Origin of the sequence: Sphingomonas immobilis (assembly GCF_030580995.1) — a bacterium.
GTDB lineage: Bacteria > Pseudomonadota > Alphaproteobacteria > Sphingomonadales > Sphingomonadaceae > Sphingomonas > Sphingomonas immobilis.
Genome location: NZ_JAUQSZ010000012.1, coordinates 21,133 through 45,455, shown reverse-complemented (window position 1 = coordinate 45,455; position 24,323 = coordinate 21,133). Strand labels below are relative to the sequence as shown.

Sequence of the window (24,323 nt, the reverse complement as noted above, 5' to 3'; positions counted from 1 at the left end):
TCTCCTGGGGTTTTTTCAATTGCTAGGCGGGCGCGCGCCACCCTTCAAGCTCGCGTGCGATGATTCTACCCAAAAGGAGGAGGCCGGGCGCACTATCGTTGAGGCAGGGCAGGTACGCGAACGTCTCACCGCCATTGGCGAGGAAGGTGTCGCGCCCGCGAATCGCGATCTCCTCGAGCGTTTCGAGGCAGTCGGCGGAGAAGCCCGGCGCGACGATGGCGACGCGTTTCACGCCCCTGCCCGGCAGTGCGGCGAGCGTAGCGTCGGTCGCCGGTTCGAGCCATTTCGCGCGGCCGAAGCGCGACTGGAAGGCGATCACGACCTCGCGCCCCAGCGCCTCGCCCAGCAGCCGCGCGGTCTTCTGGCAATGGCAGTGATAGGGATCGCCGAGCGCGAGCGTCCGCTGCGGCATGCCGTGGAAGCTCGCGACGATCGTGTCGGGCGTGAAATCGAGCGCGGCGAGCGCCGTCTCGACCGAGTCCTTCAGCGCAGCGATATAAGCGGGGTCGTCGTAATAGGGCGGCAGCGTGCGGATCGCCGGTTGCCAGCGCATCGCCGCCAGCGCGGCGAACGCGGCGTCATTGGCGGTGGCCGTCGTCGCCGCGCAATATTGCGGATAGAGCGGCGCGATCAGGATGCGCTCGCACCCCGCCGCTTTCAGGTCCGCGATCTTCGCAGCGATGCCGGGATTGCCGTAGCGCATCGCCCAGTCGACCGTCACGTCCGGCCCGAAGCTGCCCGCCAACGCCGTAGCCTGCGCCCGCGTGATCGCGGCGAGCGGCGATCCATCCTCGCGCCAGACCTGTTGATAGGCATGCGCCGATTTCTTCGGCCGCGTGTTGAGAATGATGCCGCGCAGGATCGGCTGCCACACGATCGGCGGAATCTCGACGACACGGCGATCCGACAGGAATTCGCGCAGATACCGCTTCACCGACGGCGCATCGGCGGCATCGGGCGTACCGAGATTGACCAGCAGCACGCCGATGCGCGGTGTGGGGATGGGGGGATGGTCGGGGGTCACGCTTCCCCCGGCGCAAGCGGGAGGGTGCGGATGCGGATGCCGGTCGAGGCCTGCAGCGCGTTGGCGATGGCGGGCGCGACGGGCGGCACGGCCAGCTCGCTGACGCCGCCGGGATCGGCCTCGCTCGGGATCAGCTCGACGGTGATGTCGGGCGTGTCGGAGAGGCGCGGCAGGCCGAGATCGCCAAAGCCGCGCGCCTCCGCCAGATTCTCGCTGAAGCCGGTCGAGGCGCCCGCCGCCGCCGCCATGCCGAACACGAGGCCCCCCTCGATCTGCTGGCGCACGAGATCGGGATTGATCGCCCGCCCGCAATCCACCGCGGCGACGAGCCGGTCGACCACCACCGACTGGTCCTCGTCGATATGCGCCTCGGCCAGCACGGCGATATGGCTGCCGCGAAAGCTGTGGCAGGCGATGCCCTGGCCGCTTCCCGCCACGCCGCCCTCCCACCCGCCGAGCGAGGCGGCGGTCGACAGGCAGCGCGCGAGCCGCGCCTCGCCGCCGAGCATGCCGATGCGGAAACTCACCGGTTCGGTGCCCGCCGCATGCGCGAGCTCGTCAAGGAAACATTCGTTGAAGAAGGCGGTGTAGCTGTGCGCGCCCGATCGCCAGTGCCCGGTCGGCACGCCGATGTCGCAGGGGTGATGATCGATCGCATAGGCCGGCAGATTGTAGACCGGCCGCGCGCCCGCCACCGCATAGGCATCGCCCACGCGCGGGATGGCCAGCGCCACGCGCGCGGCCTCGTCCGTCGCGAGCAGGCGTTCGGCGAGTTCGCGGCCGGTGCGCGGTGCCGCGATCTTCGCCTGCCAGCCGAGGATCTGGCCGTTGGGGCCGAGCCGCGCCGCCATCCGCGCGGCGGCGGGCGGGCGAAAGCGGTCATGCAGCATGTCCTCGGCGCGCGACCAGGTAAGCTGTACCGGGCGCTTCACCGATTGCGCGAGGATCGCGGCCTGCGCCGCCACCTGATGTTCGAGGTTCGCGCCGAACGATCCGCCGATCAGCATCGCGTGGACCGTCACCGCATCTTCGGAGAAGCCGATCGCCTTCGCCGCCGCCGCGCGCGCCAGCGCCGGGGCCTGGGTCGGCAGCCACAGCTCCAGCCTGCCGCCGTCGATATGCGCGGTCGCGGTCATCGTCTCCAGCGCGGCATGGACGCCGAGGCCCACGCGGTATTCGGCGGTGACGAGCTTCGCGCCCTTGAAGATCGGCGAGAGCGCGCCCTTCTCCCACATCCGCTCGCCATCGGCGGCAAAGGCACCGGTCAGCGCGGCGGCGATGCTGTCGGTGTTGACGAGGCTCCCGCGCGTCTCGAAGCGCGGCTTCAGCGCGTCGAGCGCCTTGTTGGCCGCCCACCAATTGTTGGCGATGGCCGCGACCCAGCGGTCGTTGGTCACGACCTGCAACACGCCGCGCACCTTGTCCGCCGCCGCGCGATCGACGCGGATCAGCTTGCTGTCGCCGACCGGGCCCTGCCGCAGGCTGGCGAACACCATGTCGGGCAGGCGGACGTCGCCCGCGAAATTGGCCGATCCGTCGACCTTGGAAGGCGTGTCGAGCCGGGGGAGCGCCTTGCCCTCCAGTCGCCCCGGCTCGGGCCCGCGCATCGGCAGCGGATCGGGCAGGTTGCCCTTCGCCGCTTCCGCCGCAAGAGGCCCGAAGCGCATCTTCTCCTTGCCGTGGACGACGAAACCTCCCGCCGTCGTGCAGGCGCGCCAGTCGACCCCCCATTGCTTCGCCGCCGCCATGCACAGCAGCGTGCGCGCCGCCGCCCCGCCTTCGCGCAGCTTGCCCTCGAAGGCGCGCACCGAGGTCGATCCCGCCGTCAGCATCAGCGCGCTGCGCGTCGCATGGCCCTGGCGCAGGGGCAGCGGGAGCGTGTCGAACGCCCCTTCGAACAACGTGTCGGCGGCGAGTTCGTTGGCATAGAGCGGGTTGATCGGCGCGGGCTGCACCGCGACCGTACGCCAGTCCGCGCCGAGTTCGTCGGCGATGATCTGCGGGAGCGCGGTGTAGACGCCCTGGCCATGCTCGGCCTGCGGCACCGCGACCGTGACGGTGCCGTCCTCGCCGATCTTGAGATACGCGCCGAACAACGTCTCGCCGGGCGCGACCGTCAGGTTGGGTGCGTATTCCCGCGGCCACATCGCCCAGGCGACGACAAGGCCCACCCCCACGCCGCCGCCGATCAGCAAGGTCCGCCGGTTGAGTGTCGCCATCCTGATGGTCCTACTCCCGCAAGCAGCGCCGTGCCAGTCCCCGCCCGGCGAAACAAAACCCGTTCGTCCTGAGCGAAGTCGAAGGACGTGTTCCGGGCGCAGCGTGTGCGGCACGTGCTTCGACTTCGCTCAGCACGAACGGAAGGTTACGTCGGCGCTTGGGTTTGCCGTTTCACCCCGGTAAGGAAGCGCGAAATACCCGAGGAACCGTCTTGCTTCACGCGCTCGCCAGCACCGCTCATCACCTGCGCTTCGAGGATCTGCACCTCAATCCGGTCGCGCTGAGCCTCGGCTTCTTCGACATCAAATGGTATTCGATCGCCTATATCACCGGCATCATCCTGGGCTGGTGGTATCTGCTCAAGCTGATCGCGCAGCCCGGCAGCCCGATGGCGCGGCGCCATGCCGACGATCTCGTGTTCTACGCGACGCTTGGCATCATCCTCGGCGGGCGGCTCGGCTATGCGATCTTCTACGCGCCGGAGATGTTCCTGCATCCGCTGAACATCCTGCGTCTGTGGGATGGCGGCATGTCGTTCCACGGCGGGATGATCGGCACGTCGCTCGGCATCATCCTGTTCGCGCGTGTCCACAAGCTCGATTGGCTGCGCGTCCACGATTACCTCGCCTGCTGCGTGCCGTTCGGGCTGCTGTTCGGGCGGCTGGCGAATTTCGTGAACGGCGAGCTCTGGGGCAAGCCGAGCGACGTGCCGTGGGCGATCGTGTTCGCACGCGGCGGCGGCGAGGTGGCGCGGCACCCGAGCCAGCTCTACGAGGCGGGGCTGGAGGGCGTGCTGCTGTTCGCCGTGCTGTGGTGGGCGTTCTGGCGCACCAAGGCGCGCTACGATCCGGGCAAGCTCGTCGGCCTGTTCCTGCTCGGCTACGGCCTCGCGCGCTTCACGGTGGAATTCTTCCGCGAGCCGGATTCGCAGTTCCAGGGCACCTTCTTCGCGACGACGATCCACATGGGCCAGTTGCTGACGCTGCCGATGATCTTCGGTGGCCTCTACCTGATCCTCACCGCGAAGAAGCGCCGCACCCGCGTCGAGCCGATCGCGGGCAGCGCGAGCGTCGCATAATAACTCCCCTCCCGCTTGCGGGAGGGGTTGGGGGAGGGGCTGTCCACCTTGAGTTCCGCTAATGATTTGACCGGCCCTCCCCCGACCCCTCCCGCAAGCGGGAGGGGAGAAGAGGCGTCACTCGCCGACCGGCTCGCCCGCGCCATCACGCTGGCGGGGCCGATCCCGATCGCGCAGTTCATGGCCGCCGCCAACGCGCATTATTACGCGACGCGCGATCCGCTTGGGCAACACGGCGATTTCACCACGTCGCCCGAGATCAGCCAGATGTTCGGTGAGCTGATCGGCCTGTGGGCGGCCGACCTGTGGGACCGCGCCGGGCGGCCCGATGCCGCGTGGGTCGAGCTGGGGCCGGGGCGTGGCACGCTCACCGCCGATGCGCTGCGCGCCGCCGCGAAGGCGGGGTTCGTGCCGCCGGTCCATTTCGTCGAGACGAGCCCTGTCCTGCGCGCGGCGCAGGCGGAGCGCGTGCCGGGCGCGACATGGCACGACGACGTCACGACGCTGCCCGAAGATTGCCCGCTGATCGTCGTCGCCAACGAATTCTTCGATGCGCTGCCGGTGCGCCAGCTCGTGCGCTATGGCGGCGGCTGGGCCGAGCGCTACGTGGCGTGTCAGGACACTTTGTTCCTCCCCATCGCCGGCAAGGGCCTCCCGGCGGAGATCATCCCCGCGGGCCTGCGCGACGCGCCCGCCGGATCGATCCTCGAAACCTCTCCCGCCTCGGTCGCGATCTTCCGCGCGCTCGCCCGCCGCGTGGCGCATCAGGGCGGCGCTATGCTGACGGTGGATTATGGCTATGAAGGCCCCGCGATCGGCGACACGTTGCAGGCCGTGCGGGGCCATGCCTTCGCCAATCCGTTCGACCAACCGGGGGAAAACGATCTGACCGCGCATGTCGATTTCGCGACGCTCGCCGCCGCCGCCAGCCTCGAAGACGTCCGCCTCAGCCCCGTCGTCGGCCAGGGCGCGTTCCTGCGCGCGCTCGGTATCGACGCGCGCGCCGCCGCGCTCGCCAGGGCCGCGCCGGAGCGCGACATCGCCGCCGACCGCGACCGGCTGACGGTGGCGATGGGCGATCTGTTCAAGGTTCTCGCCGTCTCCGCGCCGACGTGGCCGGAGCCTGCCGGATTCGGGCCGGCCGGGTTCGCGGCATGATAACCTACCGCGACGCCCGCGCGATCGATGGGCCGAAGCTCGGCGCGATGGCGCGGCAGTCCTTCACCGAGACGTTCGGCACGCTCTACCGCGCGTCCGATCTCGCCGCCTTCCTCGACGAGGCGTTTGGGCCGAACGGGTTGCCGGCGCAGCTTTCCGATCCCGATTTCGCCGTCCGCCTCGCGCTCGACGGCGAAGAGATCATCGGTTTCGTCAAGATGGGGCCCGTCACCTTCCCCGGCGAATGGCGGCCCGACGCGATCGAGCTCTATCAATTCTACGTCCTCGCGCCGTGGCAGGGGCAGGGCGTGTCGCAGGAGCTGATGGCCTGGTCGCTGGAGCACAGCCGCAGCCACGGCGCGAAGGAAGTCATCCTCAGCGTCTATGTCGACAACGCCCGCGCGCGGCGCTTCTACGAACGCTACGGGTTCGAGGAGATCGGGCGGTATGCCTTCCGCGTCGGCGAGACGCTCGACGACGACCGGCTGATGCGGCTGATCCTGTGAGCGTCCCCGAATCCGTCGAGGTCATCCAGTCGCGCGCGCTGGAGGGCGTGAAGCACGGCTTCCTCGGGCGGCGCGGCGGCGTGTCGACGGGGCTGTACGCGGGGCTCAACGTCGGGCTCGGCTCGGACGATACGCCGGAGCTGATCGCCGAAAACCGCGCCCGCGCGGTCGCGGCGGTCGCGCCGGGTGCCGCGCTGACGACGCTCTATCAGGTCCATTCCGCCGATTGCGTGACGGTGCTCGCCCCGTTCGAGGAGCGGTTGCGCCCGCATGCCGATGCGCTCGTCACCGACCGGCCCGGCATCGCGCTCGGCATCCTCACCGCCGATTGCACGCCGGTGCTGTTCGCCGACCGCGAGGCGGGCGTGATCGGCGCGGCGCATGCCGGGTGGAAGGGCGCGATCGGCGGCGTCACTACCGCGACGATCCTCGCGATGGAGGCGCTGGGCGCGAAGCGGGAACGCATCGCCGCCGCCATCGGCCCGACGATCGCGCGCGCCAGCTACGAGGTCGACGATGCCTTCGCCCGCCGCTTCGAGGCGGCCGATCCCGAGAACGAACGCTTCTTCGCGCCCGGCAAGCCCGGCCATCACCAGTTCGATCTCGAAGCCTATGTCACGCACCGCCTCGCTGCCGAAGGCGTGCGCCGCATCGAGGCGCTCGGCCTCGACACCTATGCCGATGAGACCCGCTTCTACAGCTTCCGTCGGGCCACGCACGCCGGCGAGCCGGGTTACGGGCGGCAGATCTCGATCATCGCGCTGTAGTCGGGTTCGCGCAGAGGGCGCAGAGAACGCAGAGGAGAAGCGCCCTCGCGCCGCAGGCGCTCTCAAACCGGCTTTCGGAAGAAGAGAGCCGCTTCGCCGCAAGCAAAGCACCTCCGCGTCCCCTGCGCCCTCTGCGCGAAATCCTCTTCTCAACGGTGCTGCCATTTCCCCTGCTCATCGGTTACACCCGTCACTATCCGGGCCGCGACAGACGGCCTCCCCAGGAGATAAAGATGACCGACGAGACCGAAGCCGACCTGACCGGCGTAGAGCCCCCCCGCCGTCCGCGTGCCGAACTCGGCAAGATCGCGGGGCGCAAGCTCAAGCCCGCGACGATGATGATGGGCCACGGCTATGATCCCGTCCTGTCCGAAGGCTCGCTCAAGCCGCCGATCTTCCTGACCTCGACCTTCGTCTTTCCGAGCGCGGCGGCGGGCAAGCGCCATTTCGAGGGCGTCACCGGCAAGCGCCCCGGCGGTGCCGAGGGCCTCGTCTATTCGCGCTTCAACGGCCCCAATCAGGAGATCCTGGAGGATCGCCTCAGCGTGTGGGAAGAGGCCGAGGACGCGCTCGCCTTCTCGTCCGGCATGTCCGCCATCGCCACATTGTTCCTCGCGATGGTCGGCCCCGGCGACACGATCGTCCATTCCGGCCCGCTCTACGCGGCGACCGAGACGCTGATCGCCAAGCTGCTCGGCAAATACGGCGTGAAATGGCTCGATTTCCCGGCGGGCGCGACCCGCGCCGAAATCGACGCGGTGATGGAAAAGGCCAAGGCGCAAGGCAAGGTCGCGCTCATTTACCTCGAAAGCCCCGCCAACCCGACCAACGCGCTCGTCGATATCGAGGCGGTGGCGGCATCGCGCGACGCGATCTTCGGGGAGGACAAACCGCCGATCGCGATCGACAACACCTTCCTCGGGCCCTTGTGGCAGCAGCCGCTGCGCCACGGCGCCGATATCGTCGTCTACAGCCTCACCAAATATGCCGGCGGGCATAGCGATCTGGTGGCGGGCGGCGTGCTGGGGTCGGCCGCGCACATCAACACGATCCGCTCGACGCGCAACACGATCGGCACGATCTGCGACCCCAATACGGCGTGGATGCTGCTGCGCAGCCTGGAAACGCTCGAACTGCGCATGAGCCGCGCGGGCGAGAATGCGGCGAAGGTCTGCGCCTTCCTCGATCAGCACCCGAAGGTCGAGCGCGTCGGCTATCTCGGCTTTCTCGAGGCGCAGGGCGATGCGCGCCAGGCCGACATCTACCGCCGCCACTGTCTCGGCGCGGGCAGCACCTTCTCGCTGTTCCTGAAGGGCGGCGAGGCGGAGAGCTTCGCCTTCCTCGACGCGCTCAAGATCGCCAAGCTCGCGGTCAGCCTCGGCGGCACCGAGACGCTGGCGAGCCACCCGGCGGGCATGACGCACCTCTCGGTGCCCGAGGAGCGCAAGAAGGCGCTGGGGATCACCGACAATCTCGTGCGCATTTCGATCGGCGTGGAGGATGCGGACGATCTGGTGGCGGATTTCGATCAGGCCCTAAACGCGATCTGACTTCTTGAGCCCCTCCCCTTCAGGGGAGGGGTTGGGGGTGGGGCGTCTCAGTCTCACCGAGACCTGCGTCTGCGGCACGGCCCCACCCCAACCCCTCCCCTGAAGGGGAGGGGCTAAGGCGCTCAGACAGTCACCTGTTCCCCCAGCTCCAGCACCTTGCCCGGCGGGATGTGGAAGAAGTCGGTCGGGTCGCTCGCGTTCTTCTGCAGGAACATGAAGACGCGGTCCTGCCAGAGCGGCATGCCCTGGTCGGCGGCGGGCTTCAGCGTGTTGCGGCCGATGAAATAGCTGGTCAGCGCAGGGTTGAGCACCTTCTTCGCCTTGTTCGCGCCGAGCCCGAGGTCGCTCGGTACGTCGGGCGATTCCATGAAGCCGTAGGTCAGCACCACCGTCACGAAATTATCGTCGATGATCTTGCCGGTCGTCCGCTCCTCCGGGCCGACGAAGGGCCGGTCGGCGGTGCGGATGCTGACGACGAGGTTCTTCTCGTGCAGCACCTTGTTGTGCTTGAGGTTGTGGAGCAGGGCACCGGGCGCGCTGTCCGGGTTCGCGGTCAGGAACACCGCCGTGCCTTCCACCCGCTCCGGCGGGCGCTTGGCGAGCGCGGCGGCGAGATCGGCGAGCGGCACGCTCTGGCGGCTTTCGAACGCGCGCACGATGCCGCGCCCGCGCACCCAGGTGTAGATCAGGAAGCCGATCACCGCCGCCACCACCAGCGGCACCCATCCGCCCTCGATCACGCGCAGGATGTTCGCGCCGAAGAAGATCAGGTCGAGGAACAGGAACGGCACGATCAGCGGGATCGCCTTTGCCCGGCTCCAGCCCCAGACGTGGCGCACAACGATATACGCCAGGCACGTCGTCACCACCATCGTGCCGGTGACGGCGATGCCGTAGGCGGCGGCCATCGATGCCGAAGTGCGGAACTGCACCACCAGGGTCAGCACGCCGGCCAGCAGCATCCAGTTGATCGACGGCAGATAGATCTGCCCGGCCTGCGTCGCAGACGTCTGGCGGATGCGCAGGCGCGGCAGCAGGCCGAGCTGGATCGCCTGCTGCGTCAGCGAATAGGCGCCGGTGATCACCGCCTGGCTGGCGATGACGGTCGCCGCCAGCGACAGCACGATCAGCCACGGGCGCACCGCATCGGGCGCCATCAGGAAGAACCAGTCCTGATCGCCGACCGGCCGGCCCGCCGCATTGGCCGCCTCGACCGCGTTGAGCACGAACGCGCCCTGCCCGAAATAATTGAGCACCAGGCACGGCGCCACCAGCGCGAACCAGCCGAGCCGGATCGGCCCGCGTCCGAAATGCCCCATGTCGGCGGTCAGCGCCTCCGCGCCCGTCACGGTCAGGAACACCGCGCCCAGCACGAACAGCCCCATCTGGCCGTGCGTCGCCATGAACATCACGCCGTAATAGGGCGAAATGGCGCGGACGATCGAAGGCTCGTCGGCGATATGATAGACGCCCAGCGCGCCGATCGCGAGGAACCACAGGATGCAGACGGGGCCGAACAGCTTCGAGACGTGCGCCGTGCCGCGCGACTGGATCAGGAACAGCGCGAGCAGGATGACGATCGTCAGGAACAGGATCAGGTCGTCGCCGAACATATGGCCCGCGCCGGGCAGCGTCTTGAGCCCCTCGACAGCCGACAGCACCGACAGCGCGGGCGTGATGATCGCATCGCCGTAGAACAAGGCCGCGCCCGAAGCGCCCAATACCAGCGCGATCACCGATCGCGCGCCCAGCGCCCGCCGCGCCAGCGCGGTCAGCGCCAGCACGCCGCCCTCGCCGTGATTGTCGGCACGCATCAGGAAGAGGACGTATTTCACCGTCACGACGATGATCAGCGACCACAGCGCAAGGCTCAGCACGCCGAGCACCTCGTTCACCTCCGCCCCGTCCGCCGTCGTCAGCGCAAGCGCGGTGCGGAAGGCGTAGATCGGGCTGGTGCCGATATCGCCGAACACCACGCCGATCGCGCCGATGGTCAGCGCGAGTCTGGCGGGATGGGGGTGCGTGGTGTGTCCTTGGGTATCGGACGCGGAAGTCATGCGGCGCTAGCCATACAAGGGGGGCCTCGAACTGACGGCGCGCTGTGCGCCTCGCGGTGCGGACAAGCAAGCGCTTTTGTTGCACCGCGATAACGACCGATCGAGGGTCTTGATCCCGAGCGCGAAACCCCGGCATAGCGGGGCATGGTTCACTTTTCGTTCGCAGGTCATGATCTGGTCGCGCTGCCGCAGGGCGCGCTGTTCTGGCCGGCGCGGCGCGCGCTGCTGGTGGCGGACCTGCATTTCGAGAAGGCGAGCTGGTTCGCCGCGCGCGGACAGATGCTGCCGCCCTACGATTCGATCGCGACGCTGACCGATCTCACCGCCATCGCCGTGACGACGGGTGCGCAGGAGATCTGGTGCCTCGGCGACAGCTTCCACGACGCGAAGGGCTGCGACCGCTTGCCCGAGCGCGCGACGGTGATGCTGCGCGCGCTGACGGGCACGCGGCGCTGGACGTGGATCACCGGCAACCACGACGCCGGCTTTATCGATCGCTGCGGCGGGACCGTGGTGGCGGAGGCCGAGGTGGATGGGCTGATCCTGCGCCACGAGGCCGACCCGCGCGAGACGCGGCCGGAGCTGTCGGGCCATTATCACCCCAAGCTGCGCGTGAGCGTGCGCGGGCGGCAGGTCTCGCGGCGCTGCTTCGTCGCGACCCCCGCCAAGCTCATCCTGCCCGCCTTCGGGTCGCTGACCGGCGGGCTCGACGCGGGCCACCCGGAAATCGTCCGCGCCGTCGGGCGCGGGGCGGAGGCGCTGATCGCGGTCGAGGATAGGCTGCTGAGATTCCCGATCGCGGCCTGATCGCGCTGTCCTACAGGCGCGAAAGCTGCGATGGTCGCGCTTCCGCTCTTTGACACCGCTGGCCCGATTATGACGTTTTCGGAAACGATCGCGCCTTACATTTTCGATTCAGGTGTCAATCTGTCAAGCGAGCTATCACTCTAGCGCGCGGTCAGACCAGCGCGACCAGACCGCCCGCGCGCCGTTCCAGCCGCCCGGCGAGTTCGAGTTCGAGCAGCACCGTCTGCACCACCGCCGGCGACAGGCCCGACTGGCGGATCATCTCGTCGACCGAGACCGGCACCGGCCCGAGCAGGCCTGTCACCGCCCGCCGCTCGGCATCGCTGGCGTCCTCTGGCTCGCTGACGAAGCGCCCGGCCGGCGATCGCACGCCGCGCGCATCGATCGGGCGGATCTGTTCGAGCACGTCGGCGGCCGACTGCACCAGTGTGGCGCCCTCGCGGATCAGCCCGTTGCAACCCTGCGCGCGCGGATCGAGCGGGCTGCCCGGCACCGCCATTACCTCGCGCCCAGCCTCGCCCGCCAGCCGCGCGGTGATCAGCGAGCCCGAACGCGGCGCCGCCTCGACTACGACGGTGCCGAGCGAAAGCCCGGCGATGATGCGGTTGCGGTATGGGAAGTGGCGCGCGCGCGGCTCGGTGCCGGGCGGTTGTTCGGCGATCAACAGGCCCTCGCTGGCGATCCGCTCCTGCAATTCGGCATTCTCCGGCGGGTAGACCACGTCGATCCCGCCCGCGATCACGCCGATCGTGCCGCCCTCCAGCGATCCGACATGCGCCGCGGTGTCGACCCCGCGCGCCAGGCCCGACACCACGGTCGCGCCCTCGCGGCCCAGTTCGGCGGCGAGCTGGCGCGCAAAGCGGCACGCGGCGGCCGAGGCGTTGCGCGCGCCGACCATCGCCACCGTCGTGCGCTGCGCGAGCGCGACGTTGCCGCGCACCATCATCGCCGGCGGCGCATCGTCGAGTTCGGCGAGCAGCGCGGGATAGTCCTGATCCTCGATGAACAGGTGCCGCGCGCCGAGCTTCCTTGCCGCCGCCAGCTCGCGCTCCGCGACCGCCACCGGCGCGACCGCGGGCGCGCGCCCGCCGCCGCGCTGGGCAAGCTGCGGCAGCGCCTCGATCGCGGACGCCGCATCGCCGAAGCGCGCGACGAGCTGGCGGTAGGTGACCGGACCGATCTGCGCGGTGCGGATCAGCCGCAGCCGGGCGACGGCGGTATCGTCAGCCACGCGACGTGCCGACCCGTGGTTCGGTGCCCGAGAGCAGGCGGCCGATATTGGCGGAGTGCTTCCACAGCACCATCAGCGCGAGCGCGATCAGCAGCGGCACGATCTCGAACCGTCCCAGCACCGCCGCCGCGACCGGCGCGGCGACGGCGGCGCTCATCCCCGACACCGACGATATCCGCACGACCGCCAGCAGCCCGAGCCACACCAGCGCATAGACCAGCCCGACCGGCCAGCTCAGCGCGAGCGCGATCCCCAGCATCGTCGCCACGCCCTTGCCGCCGCGAAAGCGCAGCCAGACCGGGTAGAGATGCCCGACGAACGCCGCCGCCGCCGCGACCGCGCCGTTGCCCGGCGACACCGCCTCGACGATCGCCACCGCCGCGAAGCCCTTGGCCGCATCGAGGATCAGCGTCGCCGCCGCCAGCCCCTTGCGCCCGGTGCGCAGCACGTTGGTCGCGCCGATATTGCCCGATCCGATGCTGCGCAGATCGCCCGCCCCGGCCAGCCGCGTCAGGATCAGCCCGAACGGGATCGATCCGAGCAGATAGCCGAACAACAGCGCTGCCGCTGGTGCGGCCCAGAGATATTCGGTCGGCATGTTCGTTCTTTGTCCCCGTGGCGATGCTTCTAGCGGGCGTTGTCAAATCGCGCCACCCGACTATGCGGCAGAATATGGGGGACGCGCGACCGATCCTGTTCTTCGATTCCGGCGTGGGCGGGCTGTCGGTGCTCGGCCCGACGCGGGCGTTGCTGCCGCGCGCACCGTTCGTCTACGTCGCCGATTCGGCGGGTTTCCCCTACGGTACCAAGACTGAAAGCGAGATCGCCGCCCGCGTGCCCGCGCTGCTCGGGCGGCTGGCGGAGCGCTATCGCCCGCGCCTGATCGTCATCGCCTGCAACACCGCGTCGACCATTGCGCTGGGCGCCGTGCGGGCTGCGCTCGACCTGCCGATCGTCGGCACGGTGCCCGCGATCAAGCCCGCCGCGCTCCTCAGCAAGACGCGCACGATCGGCGTGCTCGGCACCGAGGCGACGGTGCGCCAGCCCTATGTCGACGATCTCGCCGCGCGCTTCGCGAGCGACTGCCTGGTGCTGCGCCACGGATCGGCGGAATTGGTGACGCTGGCGGAAGCCGCGCTGCGCGACGAGGAAACCGCGCTCGACCGCTACCGCGCGATCCTGTCGGGGCTGCTCGACCAATCCGGCGGCGACCAGATCGACGTAATCGTCAACGCCTGCACGCACTTCCCGCTGGTCGCGGATGCGCTGATCGCCGCCGCCCCCCGCCCGATCGCCTTCGTCGATGGATCGGCAGGGATCGCGCGTCGTGTCGCGCATCTGACGGAAGGACAGGACTGGCCCGAGCAGGCGGGCGAGGGGATAGCCGTCTTCACCGGCGAAGGCGCGAACGACCTTCGCCTGCGACCCGCTCTGACGCGATTCGGACTGTCTAGGGTCGAGTCGCTCTAAGCGGTGACGGGTGCGATCATCTCCGCATAGCGCGCGGCCAGTTCGGCGTGGATGAGGCGTGCCGACGGGTCTTTGCTACGTTCGGCGAGCGCGCGTTCCTGCGCGGCGCGGCGTGCGTAATAATCCGGTCTCTGTGCGTCTTGCGAAGTCATGGCCCGAGCTCCTGAAGAGCAAGCGGGAGCGCCCAATGGGTATCAGGATCTCTCATCGCGGGCATGCTTGCGACACAACACGGCCCGCGATGGCGCACTTTAACATATGTCGGGTTGCGAGTCGCTTGATCCAACGCAAGATCGGCGCGTTCCTGACGCAGATTTCATCCCAAGGTCGCATTTTTGTGCGGCGCTGGCGCTCGTAAAACTCTGGAAATCGTCAGGCTGAGCGGGTAGAGCGCGCCGATTATGGATTTCGATGCACAGACGCGCGGGGTCGACTACTCGCGAATCTTCACCCAGGCGATCGATCGCCTGCATGCCGAAGGGCGCTACCGCGTCTTTATCGACATCCTGCGCAACAAGGGCATGTACCCCAATGCGCGCTGCTTCGCCGGGCATAACGGGCCGAAGCCGATCACCGTCTGGTGTTCCAACGACTATCTCGCGATGGGCCAGCATCCGAAGGTGATCGCGGCGATGGAAGAGGCGCTGCATGACGTGGGCGCCGGGTCGGGCGGCACGCGCAACATCGGCGGCAACACGCATTACCATGTCGATCTCGAAGGCGAGCTTGCGGACCTGCACGGCAAGGAAGGCGCTTTGCTGTTCACCAGCGGATACGTCTCGAACGAGGCGACGTTGGCGACGCTCGCCAAGATCCTGCCGGGCTGCATCATCTTCTCGGACGAGATGAACCACGCGAGCATGATCGCGGGCATCCGCAATTCGGGCTGCGAGAAGCATATCTTCCGCCACAACGACCTCGCGCATCTCGAGGAATTGCTGGCGAGCGTCGATCCGGCCGCGCCGAAACTGATCGCGTTCGAAAGCGTGTATTCGATGGAAGGCGACATCGCGCCGCTCGCCGCGATCTGCGATCTCGCCGACAAGTACAACGCGCTGACCTATCTCGACGAAGTTCACGCCGTCGGCATGTACGGCGCGCGCGGCGGCGGCATTTCGGAGCGTGACGGCGTTGCCGACCGGATCACCATCGTCGAAGGGACGCTCGGCAAGGCGTTCGGCGTGATGGGCGGTTATATCGCCGCCGACCAGATGATCATCGACGTGATCCGCAGCTATGCGCCGGGCTTCATCTTCACGACCTCGCTGTCACCGGTGTTGGTCGCTGGCGTGCTGGCGAGCGTGCGCCACCTCAAGGCCTCCTCGGTCGAGCGCGACGGGCAGCAGGCGGCGGCCGCGCGGCTGAAGGCGATGATGACCGAGGCGGGCTTGCCGGTGATGCTCGGCGACACGCATATCGTGCCGTTGATGGTCGGCGATCCGGTCAAGGCCAAGCGGATCAGCGATATCCTGCTCGCCGAATACGGCATCTACGTGCAGCCGATCAATTACCCGACCGTGCCGCGCGGTACCGAGCGCCTGCGGTTCACGCCCGGCCCGAGCCACACGCCCGCGATGATGCGCGAACTGACCCAGGCTCTGGGCGAGATCTGGGGCCGGCTCGAACTGCGCAAGGCCGCGTAATGCGCTGGAGCGGGCTCCGGGCGATCGTTATCGACAAATTCGCTCCGGAACTGCGTGGACGGCTCGATCTTTATAGCACTCGATATGGCAACTGCACGTGCGGTCATGCCTGGATGACGTTCGATGGCACCGTGATCGCCAACTTCTGCACGCGCGCAAAATACATCGCCGACGGCTATGAGCACGGGTCGGCGAAACGCAACAATGCCTATGCCCACCAATTTGCAGACTTCGGCGAACTTAGTCGGCAGGACGCCTATCGGGCGTGCTGGGAGTTTGCCCACGAGATGTCGATCGAGCAAGCGATGCAGGATGACGATCCGCTGATCCAGTCGCTGGCGATGGCGGACGGTCGCCTCGGCAAGCGTCGCTTGGCGCAGATCGATACGACGAAGCTGCATCGTCTGGCTGCACACGTCCTGGAACTGCGCAAGGCTGCGTAATCAGGCGGAACTTTCGGAAGCGTCGCGCCGTTTTCCTCCCGTAACGACACGGAGAGGACCAGTACGATGAACTTGCCCAAAGGCTGCCTGCTCTGGGTGCTCGGCGTTCCGCTGCCGGTGATCCTGATCCTCTATCTGCTGTTCCACAAATAGCGGAAAGACGTCAGTCCTCGCGCGCGAGCCGTGCCGACCAGGCGTAGCCCTTGCGCAGCGTCGCGAAGCTCGCCGTCAGGCCGGTGTCGGCGGCGATCTGGCAGACGGTCGGTTTCAGCTCCGCGCGCGGCGTTACGTCGAACTTGGCGAGCCACGCGAACAGCATCGCCTTGAACGCAGCGGGCAGGCGTTCCTGCTGGCCGAAATCGACGATGTCGAGCCGCCCCCCCGGCGCGACCTTCGACGCGCCTTCCCGCAGCGCGCCCTTCCAATCGGGGATCATCGACAGCGTATAGCTCTGGAAAACGCGGTCGAAGCGCGCGACGCCGAACAGCGCCTGCGCGTCGAACGCGGTCGCATCACCTTGCGCCAGCATGATCTTGTCGGACAGCCCCGCCTTGGCGACGCTCTCGCGCGCGGTCTCAAGCATCGCCTCGGAGATATCGATCCCGAAATAGCGCGCATCGGGCCACGCCTTCGCCGCGGCGATCAGGTTACGTCCGGTGCCGCAGCCGATCTCGATCACCGTGCCGCCCGGTGGCGGTGCCAGCCCCTCGATCAGCGCATCGCGGCCGAGCAGGTAATATTTGCGCGTGAGGTCGTAGATATGGCGCTGCGACCTGTAGATCGCATCCATATGCCCGGCGTGATTCGCGTCCATCTTACTTCAGAACGTAGAGGTGGACGCCGCCATAGATCGAGGAGCGGTCGCGCTTGGTGTAGTCGAGCGAGTCCTCCGCGCGATAATCCCACTTGCCAAGCACGGCGTCGGGCACGCGGCCCGGCAGGATCGTCGCGACGCCGGCGGTGCGGAACAGCACGCGGCTGCCCGGCTTGGCGGTGCGCGTGATCTGCGTCCACAGGTCGGTGAGCTGCTCGTCGGTCATCCAGTCCTGCGCGTCGAGCAGGATGTAACGATCGAGCGAGGCGTCATCCTGGCTCTTGAGATAATCGGTGAAATTGGTGTGGCGCACCTCGATGCGGTTCACGCGCTCGACGATCTCGTCGTAATGCTCCTTCTGGAGGTACGGCGGCAGCGGTGCATTGGGATCTTCGCTATAGCCGCGGTTGAACGCCTGCCATGCGAAGTAGTTGTCCTTGAGATCGAAATCGCAAGCGAGCTTCTCGAGCCGCTCCCGCAGCACGACCGCCATCTTCTCGTCGCCAGCCAGCGCCTCGTACTGGGCGGGCGGAATGCCGAGGCCGAACAGCGACGCGGGCTGGTCGGTCAGCCACTTGACGAAGCCCTTGTCGAAAACCGGCGCGAACTCGCGGTCGAAGATTTCGCGCTGTTCCTCGATCGACTTGGCCGTCAGCAGCACTTTGGGATTCACGCCGTTCAGGCGCGCAACGAGATGCGCCGCCCCGATGAAATTGCCGAGCAGCCCGCGCTTGTAGACGCCCTTGGCGAAGCCGCCGATCCGCCTGCGGCCGACCATGTCGCGGCTTTCCCAGTAACGCTTGCTGGTCTCGTCGAGATGCGGGCGCACCCAGGTGCGATAGGCGAGGATGTTCTGGCGGCTGTTGGCGCGCGCGAAGAAGCGGTGGAAGGTTTCGTAATCGGGCAGATGCCGCGCTGCCGCCACCTTCAGCTTGTTGAGCGCGATATGCGCGGTGTTGAGGTCGACCGCGGTGATCGCGCGCGGATTCGCGGTGAGGTACGACATCATGTTGCACCCGCCCGAGGCGATCGTGACGACATGGCTGTCCGGCGTGATCGCCAGCGCTTCCATGTCGACGGCGGGATCTTCCCAGATCTGCGCATAGACAAGGCCGCGAAAGGCGAAGGTGAAGGCGCGCTCCAGAATGCCCTGTTTCGAAAGGTGATCGTGCCGGTGGACCGCGGCGCGGACGGCGCGGTTCTTGGGGCTGCGGACGGCGGGGGCCATGGTCTTCTCCTGCGGGCCTTAACCGGCATGGCGCGCGGTGGCTCGGCTACGACAATACGGTGACGCCTCCATGACGGTTCTGTGGCCAAATGAAAAGAACCTGTCGGCACATGGGGGGCACCGACAGGTTCTCTACGCATAAGCCGGATCGGGAGGAACCTCCGGCAGGGTCTACACGGCCTTTCCCGTGGGAAATCGGGAAAGACCGCAGAAGGTACGGACGCGCGCAGACAATGGATGCGCACGCACCGAAAAATACTTTACGGCATCAGCACCGTGTCGATGACGTGGATCACGCCGTTCGACTGCATCACGTTGGCGATGGTGATCTTGGCATGGCCGCCCTTGGCATCCCACACCTGCCAGCCCATTCCGGCCTTCTTGAAGCTGAGCGTGCCGCCCTGCACCGTGGTGTAGGTCGCGGTGCCCTTGTTGGCCTTCGCCTTGGCGGCGATGTCGGCGGCGGTGATACGGCCGGGGACGACGTGATAGGTCAGGATGCTGGTCAGCATCGCCTTGTTCTCGGGCTTCACCAGCGTCTCGACGGTGCCGGCGGGCAGCTTCTTGAAGGCAGCGTCCGTCGGCGCGAAGACAGTGAAGGGGCCCGGACCGGAGAGCGTCTCGACCAGGCCGGCAGCCTTCACGGCCGCGACGAGCGTCGTATGGACCTTCGAATTGACGGCATTCTCGACGATGGTTTTGGTGGCATACATCGGCGCGCCGCCAACCATTGGGTTCGCGGTCATCTTCGCCTGCGCGGCGAACGGCACGCTGACGGTAAGGGCGGCGAGTGCAAGACTCGCGCGGAAGATCGGGTTCATCGGATGCTCTCCTGTTGTCACCCGAAGACCGGGCGCGGCAGGAGCTACGGCGGGGCCGTCGTTAAGGATGCGTCAGACGGTGGAAAGTTTGCCCATCGCCACGATCGGCCCGGTCGGCTTGCCGCTCGGTGATCCGCCGAGCGGCTCGATCGTGACGGCGAGCATCGCCCCCGGCGCCAGATGCGCGCGCATCGGCATGGCGACGGCGCGCATCCCGCCCTCGGGCTTCATCATGCCGAGCGAGTGCGGGGTCTTGTCGTCGCCGATCACCCAAAGTTCGGCGCTGCGGTTCGCCGCCGGGGCGCTGGCCTCGGTCAGCCGCAACTGGCCGCGCGCCGGATCGTAGACCGCGGCCATCGCCGTCGCGGATTTGTCCATCGGCGCGAGCGAGGCGACGAGCATCGGCGCTGCGGCGGGCGCAGCGACCGGCGGCGGGGGCGCGGGAAGCGGGTTTGGCCGCACGACGATAAAGACCAACGCTGCCGCAGCCGCGATGCTGGTAAGCCCGGCAAGCGCCGGCCAAAAGCGCGCCGGCGCCCGCACCGACGCGATCTGTGCTGGCGCATCGAGCGTCCGCTCGACCCGCTCGAACACGCCCGCAGGTGCCGCCGCCTCGGGCCACAGATCGAACAGCTGGCCCAGATAGCCGCGCCACACCTCGACCTCGCCCGCGAAGCCGGGCTCGGCCAGCACGCGGCGCAGCGCGACCGCGCGCTCCTCGCCCTCGAGCAGCCCGAGCGCGAGTTCGGCGGCGGCGACATCCGGGCCTTCCTCCGCGCTCATCGCTCCAGACACTCCTTGAGCCGCGCGAGGCCGCGCCGCACCCAGCTCTTCATCGTGCCGAGCGGCACGCCGACGCGCTCCGCCAGTTCGGCATAGGTCACGCCCTGGAAGAAGGCGGTGCGGATCGAATCGCGCTGGTTGGGTTCGAGCTCGTCGAGGCAGACCTGAATGCCGTGGCGGCTTTCCTCGGCCAGCATCGCGTCGCTGGCGAGCGGCGCCGAATCGGCGACGTCGGGCGCATCCTCCAGCGGGGTCGCGACGCGGATCTTCTGCGCGCGCCGCCAGTCGATCGCGCGGTTGCGCGCGATCGTGGCGAGCCATGTGATCGGGCTCGCGCGCGACGGTTCATAGGCGCCCGCGCGCTTCCAGATCGTCAGATACACGTCATGCAACACGTCGGCCGCGGCCTCCCTCTCCCCGCAGATACGCAAGACGATGCCGAAAAGCTTCGCATTGGTGCGCAGGTAGAGTTCGCGGAACGCGGCGCGGTCCTCGTCGCCGGTGCGGACGAGATACTCCGCGAGTTCGGCGCGGGCGCGTATTTCGGGCGAAACATCCGTCACAGGGCAGGGGCTTAGGGCCAATCGGGCGGTTCTACAACGCAGGGTGTAGCGTTTGCGGCCCGCTTTGCGTAAAGGCCGCGCATCCTTGCAGACCTAAGGGAATCGAGCCTTCTTGCGCATCGCCTTTGCTTCCGATCACGCCGCCGTCTCGCTGAAAGCCGCGCTCGTCGCCTGGGCACGGGAGGCGGGCCACGAGGTCGTCGATCTCGGCCCCGAAACCGATGCGCGGGTCGATTATCCCGACTACGGCTACAAGCTCGCAGATCATGTCGGCGCGGGTCATGCGGATTTCGGCGTGGCGCTGTGCGGATCGGGCGTCGGCATCTCGATCGCGGTCAACCGCCATCCCGCCTGCCGCTGCGCGCTGGTGAGCGATCCCTTCACCGCCGCCCTTTCGCGCGAGCATAACGATGCCAACGTCATCGCGATGGGCGCGCGCCTGACCGGGCCCGACATGGCGCAGGCGTGCCTCGAAGCCTTTCTCGCCGGCAGCTTCGCCGGCGGCCGTCATCAACAGCGCATCGACAAGCTCGCCGCGCCCGCATTCGCGAAGGATTGATCCGCATGAGCACCAACCCCCAGACCCTCAACGACGTTCAGCCCGATGGCTTCTTCACGCGCGGCCTGGCCGAGGCCGATCCCGCCATCTTCGCGGGCGTGCAGCATGAGCTCAAGCGCGAGCAGGACCAGATCGAGCTGATCGCCTCCGAGAACATCGTCTCCAAGGCGGTGCTGGAGGCGCAGGGTTCGGTCTTCACCAACAAATATGCGGAAGGCTATCCCGGCAAGCGCTACTATCAGGGCTGCCACCCGTCCGACGAGGTCGAGCAGCTCGCGATCGATCGCGCGAAGGCGCTGTTCGGCTGCGGCTTCGCCAACGTCCAGCCGCATTCGGGCGCGCAGGCCAACGGCGCGGTGATGCTGGCTTTGGTCAAGCCGGGCGAGACGATTTTGGGCCTCAGCCTCGACGCCGGCGGCCACCTGACTCATGGTGCCAGGGCGGCAATGTCGGGCAAATGGTTCAACGCGGTGCAATACGGCGTCGATCCCGTCACGCACCTGATCGATTTCGATCAGGTCGCAGCCCTTGCGCGCGAGCATAAGCCCAAGCTCATCATCGCCGGCGGCTCGGCCTATCCGCGCACGATCGACTTCGCCAAGTTCCGCGCCATCGCTGATGAGGTCGGCGCGTATCTGATGGTCGACATGGCGCATTTCGCCGGGCTCGTCGCGGCCGGCCTGCATCCCTCGCCGCTGCCGCACGCGCATGTCGTGACGACGACCACGCACAAGACGCTGCGGGGCCCCCGCGGCGGCATGGTGCTGACCAATGACGAGGCCATCGCGAAGAAGATCAACTCGGCGGTGTTCCCCGGCCTGCAGGGCGGGCCGCTGATGCACGTCGTCGCCGCCAAGGCGGTGGCGTTCGGCGAGGCGCTGCAGCCCGGCTTCAAGACCTATGCCGCCGCTATCATCGAGAATGCCAAGGTGCTGGCGGCGACGCTGAAGGAGCGCGGCGCGGAGGTCGTCTCGGGCGGCACCGACACGCATCTCGCGCTGATCGACCTGACTCCGCTCGGCGTGACCGGCAAGGACGCCGACGAGGCGCTCGAGCGCGCCGGTATTACCTGCAACAAGAACGGCATCCCCAACGATCCGCTGCCGCCGACCAAGACCAGCGGCATCCGCGTTGGCTCGCCCGCCGGCACGACGCGCGGCTTCGGCGCGGCCGAGTTCCGCGAAATCGGCAACATGGTCGCCGACGTGCTCGACGGGCTGCGCAAGAACGGCGAGCAGGGCGATGCGCAGATCGAGGCGGCGGTACGCGAGCGCGTGCGGGCGCTGTGCGCGCGCTTCCCGATCTACCCGGAGGGCTGATTTTTTGCGCTGTCCCTTCTGCGGCCATGAAGACAGCCAGGTAAAGGACTCGCGCCCGACCGACGACGGCGCAGCGATCCGGCGGCGGCGGCAGTGCGAGGGCTGCGCCGCGCGTTTCACCACGTTCGAGCGCATCCAGCTCCGCGAGCTGGTGGTGCTGAAAAGCGAGGACAAGCGAGAGCCGTTCGACCGCGAGAAGCTGCTCCGCTCGATCATGATCGCCGCGCGCAAACGCCCGATCGACCCGGCGCGGCTGGAAAAGCTCGTTTCCGGCATCCAGCGCCAGCTCGAAACCCAGGGCGACCCCGAAATCCGCTCCGGCCGCATCGGAGAGATGGTGATGGACGGCCTGAAGGGCCTCGACTCGGTCGCCTACATCCGCTTCGCGTCGGTCTATAAGGACTTCCGCGAGGCAAAGGATTTCGAGGAATTCGCCGGCAGCGTGACGTCGGTGGCGAAGGGGTGATGTGCGTCCCTACCGCCGTTCGTCCTGAGCGAAGTCGAAGGACACGGACGTGAGCTTCCACGCCTATATCCTGCGCTGCTCCGACGGCAGCTATTACACTGGCCACACGGACACGCTCGAAACCCGCATCGCACAGCACGAGCGGGGCGAAATCGAAGGCTACACGCACAGCCGTCGCCCGGTGAAACTGGTCTGGTCACAGGATTTCGGCTCGCGCGCCGAGGCGCTGGAGGCCGAGCAGCAGATCAAGGGCTGGACCCGCCGGAAGAAGGAAGCCCTCATCCGCGGCGATTGGGCGGACCTGCATGACGCTGCAATTCCGCCGTCCGAGCGTGCCCTTCGACTTCGCTCAGGGCGAACGGAGCTTGGTATCGAGACCGAAATCCCCTCCTCCGTTCGTGCTGAGCGAAGTCGAAGCACAAGCCCTCAGCCAACCCCTCCCCCCGTCATCGTCCTAGTCCGCCCGCAGCTCGGGGAGAATATTGGGAAGGCGGCGCGGGCTATGCTCAATTTCGGTCTCACGGAAATGCGGTTGGTGAGCCCTCGGGACGGGTGGCCGAATCCGGCTGCCGGGCCGGCCGCTTCGGGGGCGGATGTCGTGCTGGAGCAGGCGAAGGTGTTCGACACGCTGGCCGAGGCGATCGCCGATTGTCCCAACGTCTATGCCACCACGGTACGCAAGCGCGGCGTCACCAAGCCGGTCGAGACGCCCGAGGAGGCCGCGCGCGCCATTCATGCCGGGCCGGGGCGTTCGGCGATCCTGTTCGGGCCCGAGCGGTCGGGGCTGGAGACCGATGACGTCGCCGTCGCGCGCACGATCATCACGGTGCCGATCAACCCCGAGTTCGGCTCGCTCAACCTCGCGCAGGCGGTGATCCTCGTCGCCTACGAATGGTCGAAGGGCGTCGCGCTCGCGCAGCCGTCGATCACCGACCTGCCCGAACCGGCCGCGCAGGAGGAACTCGACGGCATGATCGCGCAGCTCGACGACATGCTGGTCGCCGCGCATTTCTTCTTCCCGCCCGATCGCACGCCCGTCACGCGCCGCACGCTGCGCACGCTCCTCACCAAGCCGCGCTGGTCGAGCCAGGAGGTGCGCACCCTGCGCGGCGTGCTCTCCGCGCTGGCGGGCGCGAAGCGATCGAAGGAGCCGCGTTCGTCCTAGCTGGCGAGCGCCGGGAAGGCCGCGCGGAACGCCGCGACCTTGGGCTTGTCCCACCGCACGATATACGGGTGGTTCGGGTTCTTCTGGAAGAAGTGCTGGTGATAGGCCTCGGCCGGGTAGAAGCCGCCGCTCTCCACCTTCGTCGCGATCGGCGCGCGGAACGCCTTCGCCTTGTCGAGCTGGGCGATATAGGCCATGGCGACCGCGCGCTGCACCGGCCCCTGCGGGAAGATCGCCGAGCGATAGCTGGTGCCGCTGTCGGGCGTCTGGCCGTTCACCTGCGTCGGATCGTGCGCGACCGAGAAATAGACGCGCAGCAGCGTGCCGTAGCTCACCAGTTTGGGATCGTAGACGATGCGGATCGCCTCGGCATGGCCGGTCGTTTCGCTGCTGACCTGATCGTAGGTGGCGCTGTTCGCGGTGCCGCCGGCATAGCCCGCCGTCACCGATTTCACGCCCTTCACCTGCTCGAACACCGCTTCCATGCCCCAGAAGCAGCCGCCCGCCAGCACCGCGACCTGCGGCGTTGCGCCGGCGGTCGCGTCCTTCTGCGCCGCCGGGATCGGCACGGCGCGTTCGGCATTGGCGGCGCCGCCCGACAGCAGGGCTGCCGAGCCGATCAGGGCGAGGATGGCTTGCTTCATCGAATGT

The 24,323-nt window shown here is 68.0% G+C and carries 25 protein-coding genes; 13 read left to right on the top strand and 12 right to left on the bottom strand.

Annotated elements, in window-relative coordinates; genetic code table 11:
* Window positions 1–22 precede the first annotated feature (22 nt).
* Window positions 23–1,024: a ferrochelatase gene (gene hemH / locus Q5H94_RS16165; protein ID WP_304562331.1), complete on the bottom strand. Its 1,002-nt coding sequence runs from the start codon at window positions 1,022–1,024 to the stop codon at window positions 23–25.
* Window positions 1,021–3,243 carry a xanthine dehydrogenase family protein molybdopterin-binding subunit gene (locus Q5H94_RS16160; RefSeq protein ID WP_304562330.1) on the bottom strand — a complete coding sequence of 741 codons (2,223 nt, stop codon included), beginning with the start codon at window positions 3,241–3,243 and terminating at the stop codon, window positions 1,021–1,023. Before Q5H94_RS16160 ends, hemH begins: the two co-directional genes overlap by 4 nt.
* A 212-nt stretch (window positions 3,244–3,455) precedes the next feature.
* Here Q5H94_RS16160 and lgt point away from each other — a divergent pair, with 212 nt between their 5' ends.
* From lgt to Q5H94_RS16135, 5 genes are all read left to right on the top strand, one after another.
* Window positions 3,456–4,322, top strand: coding sequence for a prolipoprotein diacylglyceryl transferase (lgt, locus tag Q5H94_RS16155; RefSeq protein ID WP_304562329.1), 867 nt, complete (start codon window positions 3,456–3,458; stop codon window positions 4,320–4,322).
* Between the two features lie 66 nt (window positions 4,323–4,388).
* The gene (locus Q5H94_RS16150; protein ID WP_431312178.1) at window positions 4,389–5,480 is read left to right on the top strand and encodes a class I SAM-dependent methyltransferase; all 1,092 of its coding nucleotides are present in this window, start codon (window positions 4,389–4,391) and stop codon (window positions 5,478–5,480) included.
* Window positions 5,477–5,986 (top strand): GNAT family N-acetyltransferase, encoded by a 510-nt coding sequence (locus Q5H94_RS16145; RefSeq protein ID WP_304562328.1) that lies wholly within the window; start codon window positions 5,477–5,479, stop codon window positions 5,984–5,986. The genes Q5H94_RS16150 and Q5H94_RS16145 overlap by 4 nt, the downstream gene beginning before the upstream one ends.
* Window positions 5,983–6,753, top strand: coding sequence for a peptidoglycan editing factor PgeF (gene pgeF / locus Q5H94_RS16140; protein ID WP_304562327.1), 771 nt, complete (start codon window positions 5,983–5,985; stop codon window positions 6,751–6,753). The genes Q5H94_RS16145 and pgeF overlap by 4 nt, the downstream gene beginning before the upstream one ends.
* Before the next feature lie 233 nt (window positions 6,754–6,986).
* Window positions 6,987–8,303 carry a cystathionine gamma-synthase family protein gene (locus tag Q5H94_RS16135; protein WP_304562326.1) on the top strand — a complete coding sequence of 439 codons (1,317 nt, stop codon included), beginning with the start codon at window positions 6,987–6,989 and terminating at the stop codon, window positions 8,301–8,303.
* Between the two features lie 122 nt (window positions 8,304–8,425).
* Here Q5H94_RS16135 and Q5H94_RS16130 read toward each other — a convergent pair whose 3' ends face one another.
* Window positions 8,426–10,360 carry a potassium transporter Kup gene (locus tag Q5H94_RS16130; RefSeq protein ID WP_304562325.1) on the bottom strand — a complete coding sequence of 645 codons (1,935 nt, stop codon included), beginning with the start codon at window positions 10,358–10,360 and terminating at the stop codon, window positions 8,426–8,428.
* A gap of 144 nt (window positions 10,361–10,504) precedes the next feature.
* Here Q5H94_RS16130 and pdeM point away from each other — a divergent pair, with 144 nt between their 5' ends.
* Window positions 10,505–11,167: a ligase-associated DNA damage response endonuclease PdeM gene (pdeM, locus tag Q5H94_RS16125; RefSeq protein WP_304562324.1), complete on the top strand. Its 663-nt coding sequence runs from the start codon at window positions 10,505–10,507 to the stop codon at window positions 11,165–11,167.
* 151 nt (window positions 11,168–11,318) lie between these two features.
* Here pdeM and dprA read toward each other — a convergent pair whose 3' ends face one another.
* The gene (gene dprA, locus Q5H94_RS16120; RefSeq protein ID WP_304562323.1) at window positions 11,319–12,398 is read right to left on the bottom strand and encodes a DNA-processing protein DprA; all 1,080 of its coding nucleotides are present in this window, start codon (window positions 12,396–12,398) and stop codon (window positions 11,319–11,321) included.
* Window positions 12,391–12,996 (bottom strand): glycerol-3-phosphate 1-O-acyltransferase PlsY, encoded by a 606-nt coding sequence (gene plsY, locus Q5H94_RS16115; protein ID WP_304562322.1) that lies wholly within the window; start codon window positions 12,994–12,996, stop codon window positions 12,391–12,393. The genes dprA and plsY overlap by 8 nt, the downstream gene beginning before the upstream one ends.
* A 74-nt stretch (window positions 12,997–13,070) precedes the next feature.
* Here plsY and murI point away from each other — a divergent pair, with 74 nt between their 5' ends.
* The gene (murI, locus tag Q5H94_RS16110) at window positions 13,071–13,868 is read left to right on the top strand and encodes a glutamate racemase (RefSeq protein WP_304562321.1); all 798 of its coding nucleotides are present in this window, start codon (window positions 13,071–13,073) and stop codon (window positions 13,866–13,868) included.
* On the opposite strand, the gene Q5H94_RS16105 is transcribed toward murI, so the two are convergent.
* Window positions 13,865–14,020, bottom strand: coding sequence for a hypothetical protein (locus Q5H94_RS16105; RefSeq protein ID WP_304562320.1), 156 nt, complete (start codon window positions 14,018–14,020; stop codon window positions 13,865–13,867). The genes murI and Q5H94_RS16105 overlap by 4 nt on opposite strands.
* A gap of 249 nt (window positions 14,021–14,269) precedes the next feature.
* On the opposite strand from Q5H94_RS16105, the gene hemA reads away from it, so the two are divergent.
* Window positions 14,270–15,511 (top strand): 5-aminolevulinate synthase, encoded by a 1,242-nt coding sequence (hemA, locus tag Q5H94_RS16100; RefSeq protein ID WP_304562319.1) that lies wholly within the window; start codon window positions 14,270–14,272, stop codon window positions 15,509–15,511.
* A complete protein-coding gene (locus Q5H94_RS16095; protein WP_304562318.1) occupies window positions 15,511–15,954 on the top strand; it encodes an SF0329 family protein in 444 nt (147 codons plus the stop codon). Before hemA ends, Q5H94_RS16095 begins: the two co-directional genes overlap by 1 nt.
* Window positions 15,955–16,117: 163 nt before the next feature.
* Here the strand turns inward: Q5H94_RS16095 and Q5H94_RS16090 are convergent, their stop codons facing one another.
* The 5 genes from Q5H94_RS16090 to Q5H94_RS16070 all read right to left on the bottom strand — a co-directional run bounded on the left by Q5H94_RS16090 (window position 16,118) and on the right by Q5H94_RS16070 (window position 20,163).
* The gene (locus Q5H94_RS16090) at window positions 16,118–16,768 is read right to left on the bottom strand and encodes a class I SAM-dependent methyltransferase (protein WP_304562317.1); all 651 of its coding nucleotides are present in this window, start codon (window positions 16,766–16,768) and stop codon (window positions 16,118–16,120) included.
* A 1-nt stretch (window position 16,769) separates the two neighbouring features.
* Window positions 16,770–17,996, bottom strand: a complete 1,227-nt coding sequence (locus Q5H94_RS16085) for a BtaA family protein (protein ID WP_304562316.1) — start codon at window positions 17,994–17,996, stop codon at window positions 16,770–16,772.
* Window positions 17,997–18,256: 260 nt separating this feature from the next.
* Complete coding sequence (locus tag Q5H94_RS16080) at window positions 18,257–18,817, bottom strand: fasciclin domain-containing protein (protein WP_304562315.1); 561 nt, start codon at window positions 18,815–18,817, stop codon at window positions 18,257–18,259.
* Between the two features lie 72 nt (window positions 18,818–18,889).
* Window positions 18,890–19,600, bottom strand: coding sequence for an anti-sigma factor (locus Q5H94_RS16075; RefSeq protein ID WP_304562314.1), 711 nt, complete (start codon window positions 19,598–19,600; stop codon window positions 18,890–18,892).
* Window positions 19,597–20,163, bottom strand: coding sequence for a sigma-70 family RNA polymerase sigma factor (locus Q5H94_RS16070; RefSeq protein WP_304562313.1), 567 nt, complete (start codon window positions 20,161–20,163; stop codon window positions 19,597–19,599). Before Q5H94_RS16070 ends, Q5H94_RS16075 begins: the two co-directional genes overlap by 4 nt.
* A 112-nt stretch (window positions 20,164–20,275) precedes the next feature.
* Here Q5H94_RS16070 and rpiB point away from each other — a divergent pair, with 112 nt between their 5' ends.
* Genes rpiB through Q5H94_RS16050 form a run of 4 tightly spaced genes read left to right on the top strand, consistent with a single transcriptional unit; the run spans window position 20,276 to window position 23,672 of the window.
* Window positions 20,276–20,722: a ribose 5-phosphate isomerase B gene (rpiB, locus tag Q5H94_RS16065; RefSeq protein WP_304562312.1), complete on the top strand. Its 447-nt coding sequence runs from the start codon at window positions 20,276–20,278 to the stop codon at window positions 20,720–20,722.
* A gap of 5 nt (window positions 20,723–20,727) precedes the next feature.
* Complete coding sequence (gene glyA / locus Q5H94_RS16060; RefSeq protein WP_304562311.1) at window positions 20,728–22,041, top strand: serine hydroxymethyltransferase; 1,314 nt, start codon at window positions 20,728–20,730, stop codon at window positions 22,039–22,041.
* A gap of 4 nt (window positions 22,042–22,045) precedes the next feature.
* The gene (nrdR, locus tag Q5H94_RS16055; RefSeq protein ID WP_304562310.1) at window positions 22,046–22,507 is read left to right on the top strand and encodes a transcriptional regulator NrdR; all 462 of its coding nucleotides are present in this window, start codon (window positions 22,046–22,048) and stop codon (window positions 22,505–22,507) included.
* A gap of 49 nt (window positions 22,508–22,556) precedes the next feature.
* Window positions 22,557–23,672, top strand: a complete 1,116-nt coding sequence (locus Q5H94_RS16050) for a TrmJ/YjtD family RNA methyltransferase (protein ID WP_304562309.1) — start codon at window positions 22,557–22,559, stop codon at window positions 23,670–23,672.
* On the opposite strand, the gene msrA is transcribed toward Q5H94_RS16050, so the two are convergent.
* Window positions 23,669–24,316: a peptide-methionine (S)-S-oxide reductase MsrA gene (msrA, locus tag Q5H94_RS16045; RefSeq protein WP_304562308.1), complete on the bottom strand. Its 648-nt coding sequence runs from the start codon at window positions 24,314–24,316 to the stop codon at window positions 23,669–23,671. The genes Q5H94_RS16050 and msrA overlap by 4 nt on opposite strands.
* Between the last annotated feature and the right edge of the window lie 7 nt (window positions 24,317–24,323).

Coding starts and splice junctions, on each gene's coding strand:
- Q5H94_RS16160 (WP_304562330.1), bottom strand. CDS start 3,243: ATGGCGACACTCAACCGGCGGACCTTGCTGATCGGCGGCGGCGTGGGG.
- Q5H94_RS16145 (WP_304562328.1), top strand. CDS start 5,477: ATGATAACCTACCGCGACGCCCGCGCGATCGATGGGCCGAAGCTCGGC.
- Q5H94_RS16135 (WP_304562326.1), top strand. CDS start 6,987: ATGACCGACGAGACCGAAGCCGACCTGACCGGCGTAGAGCCCCCCCGC.
- Q5H94_RS16130 (WP_304562325.1), bottom strand. CDS start 10,360: ATGACTTCCGCGTCCGATACCCAAGGACACACCACGCACCCCCATCCC.
- pdeM (WP_304562324.1), top strand. CDS start 10,505: ATGGTTCACTTTTCGTTCGCAGGTCATGATCTGGTCGCGCTGCCGCAG.
- plsY (WP_304562322.1), bottom strand. CDS start 12,996: ATGCCGACCGAATATCTCTGGGCCGCACCAGCGGCAGCGCTGTTGTTC.
- murI (WP_304562321.1), top strand. CDS start 13,071: ATGGGGGACGCGCGACCGATCCTGTTCTTCGATTCCGGCGTGGGCGGG.
- Q5H94_RS16105 (WP_304562320.1), bottom strand. CDS start 14,020: ATGACTTCGCAAGACGCACAGAGACCGGATTATTACGCACGCCGCGCC.
- hemA (WP_304562319.1), top strand. CDS start 14,270: ATGGATTTCGATGCACAGACGCGCGGGGTCGACTACTCGCGAATCTTC.
- Q5H94_RS16095 (WP_304562318.1), top strand. CDS start 15,511: ATGCGCTGGAGCGGGCTCCGGGCGATCGTTATCGACAAATTCGCTCCG.
- Q5H94_RS16090 (WP_304562317.1), bottom strand. CDS start 16,768: ATGGACGCGAATCACGCCGGGCATATGGATGCGATCTACAGGTCGCAG.
- Q5H94_RS16085 (WP_304562316.1), bottom strand. CDS start 17,996: ATGGCCCCCGCCGTCCGCAGCCCCAAGAACCGCGCCGTCCGCGCCGCG.
- Q5H94_RS16080 (WP_304562315.1), bottom strand. CDS start 18,817: ATGAACCCGATCTTCCGCGCGAGTCTTGCACTCGCCGCCCTTACCGTC.
- Q5H94_RS16075 (WP_304562314.1), bottom strand. CDS start 19,600: ATGAGCGCGGAGGAAGGCCCGGATGTCGCCGCCGCCGAACTCGCGCTC.
- glyA (WP_304562311.1), top strand. CDS start 20,728: ATGAGCACCAACCCCCAGACCCTCAACGACGTTCAGCCCGATGGCTTC.
- msrA (WP_304562308.1), bottom strand. CDS start 24,316: ATGAAGCAAGCCATCCTCGCCCTGATCGGCTCGGCAGCCCTGCTGTCG.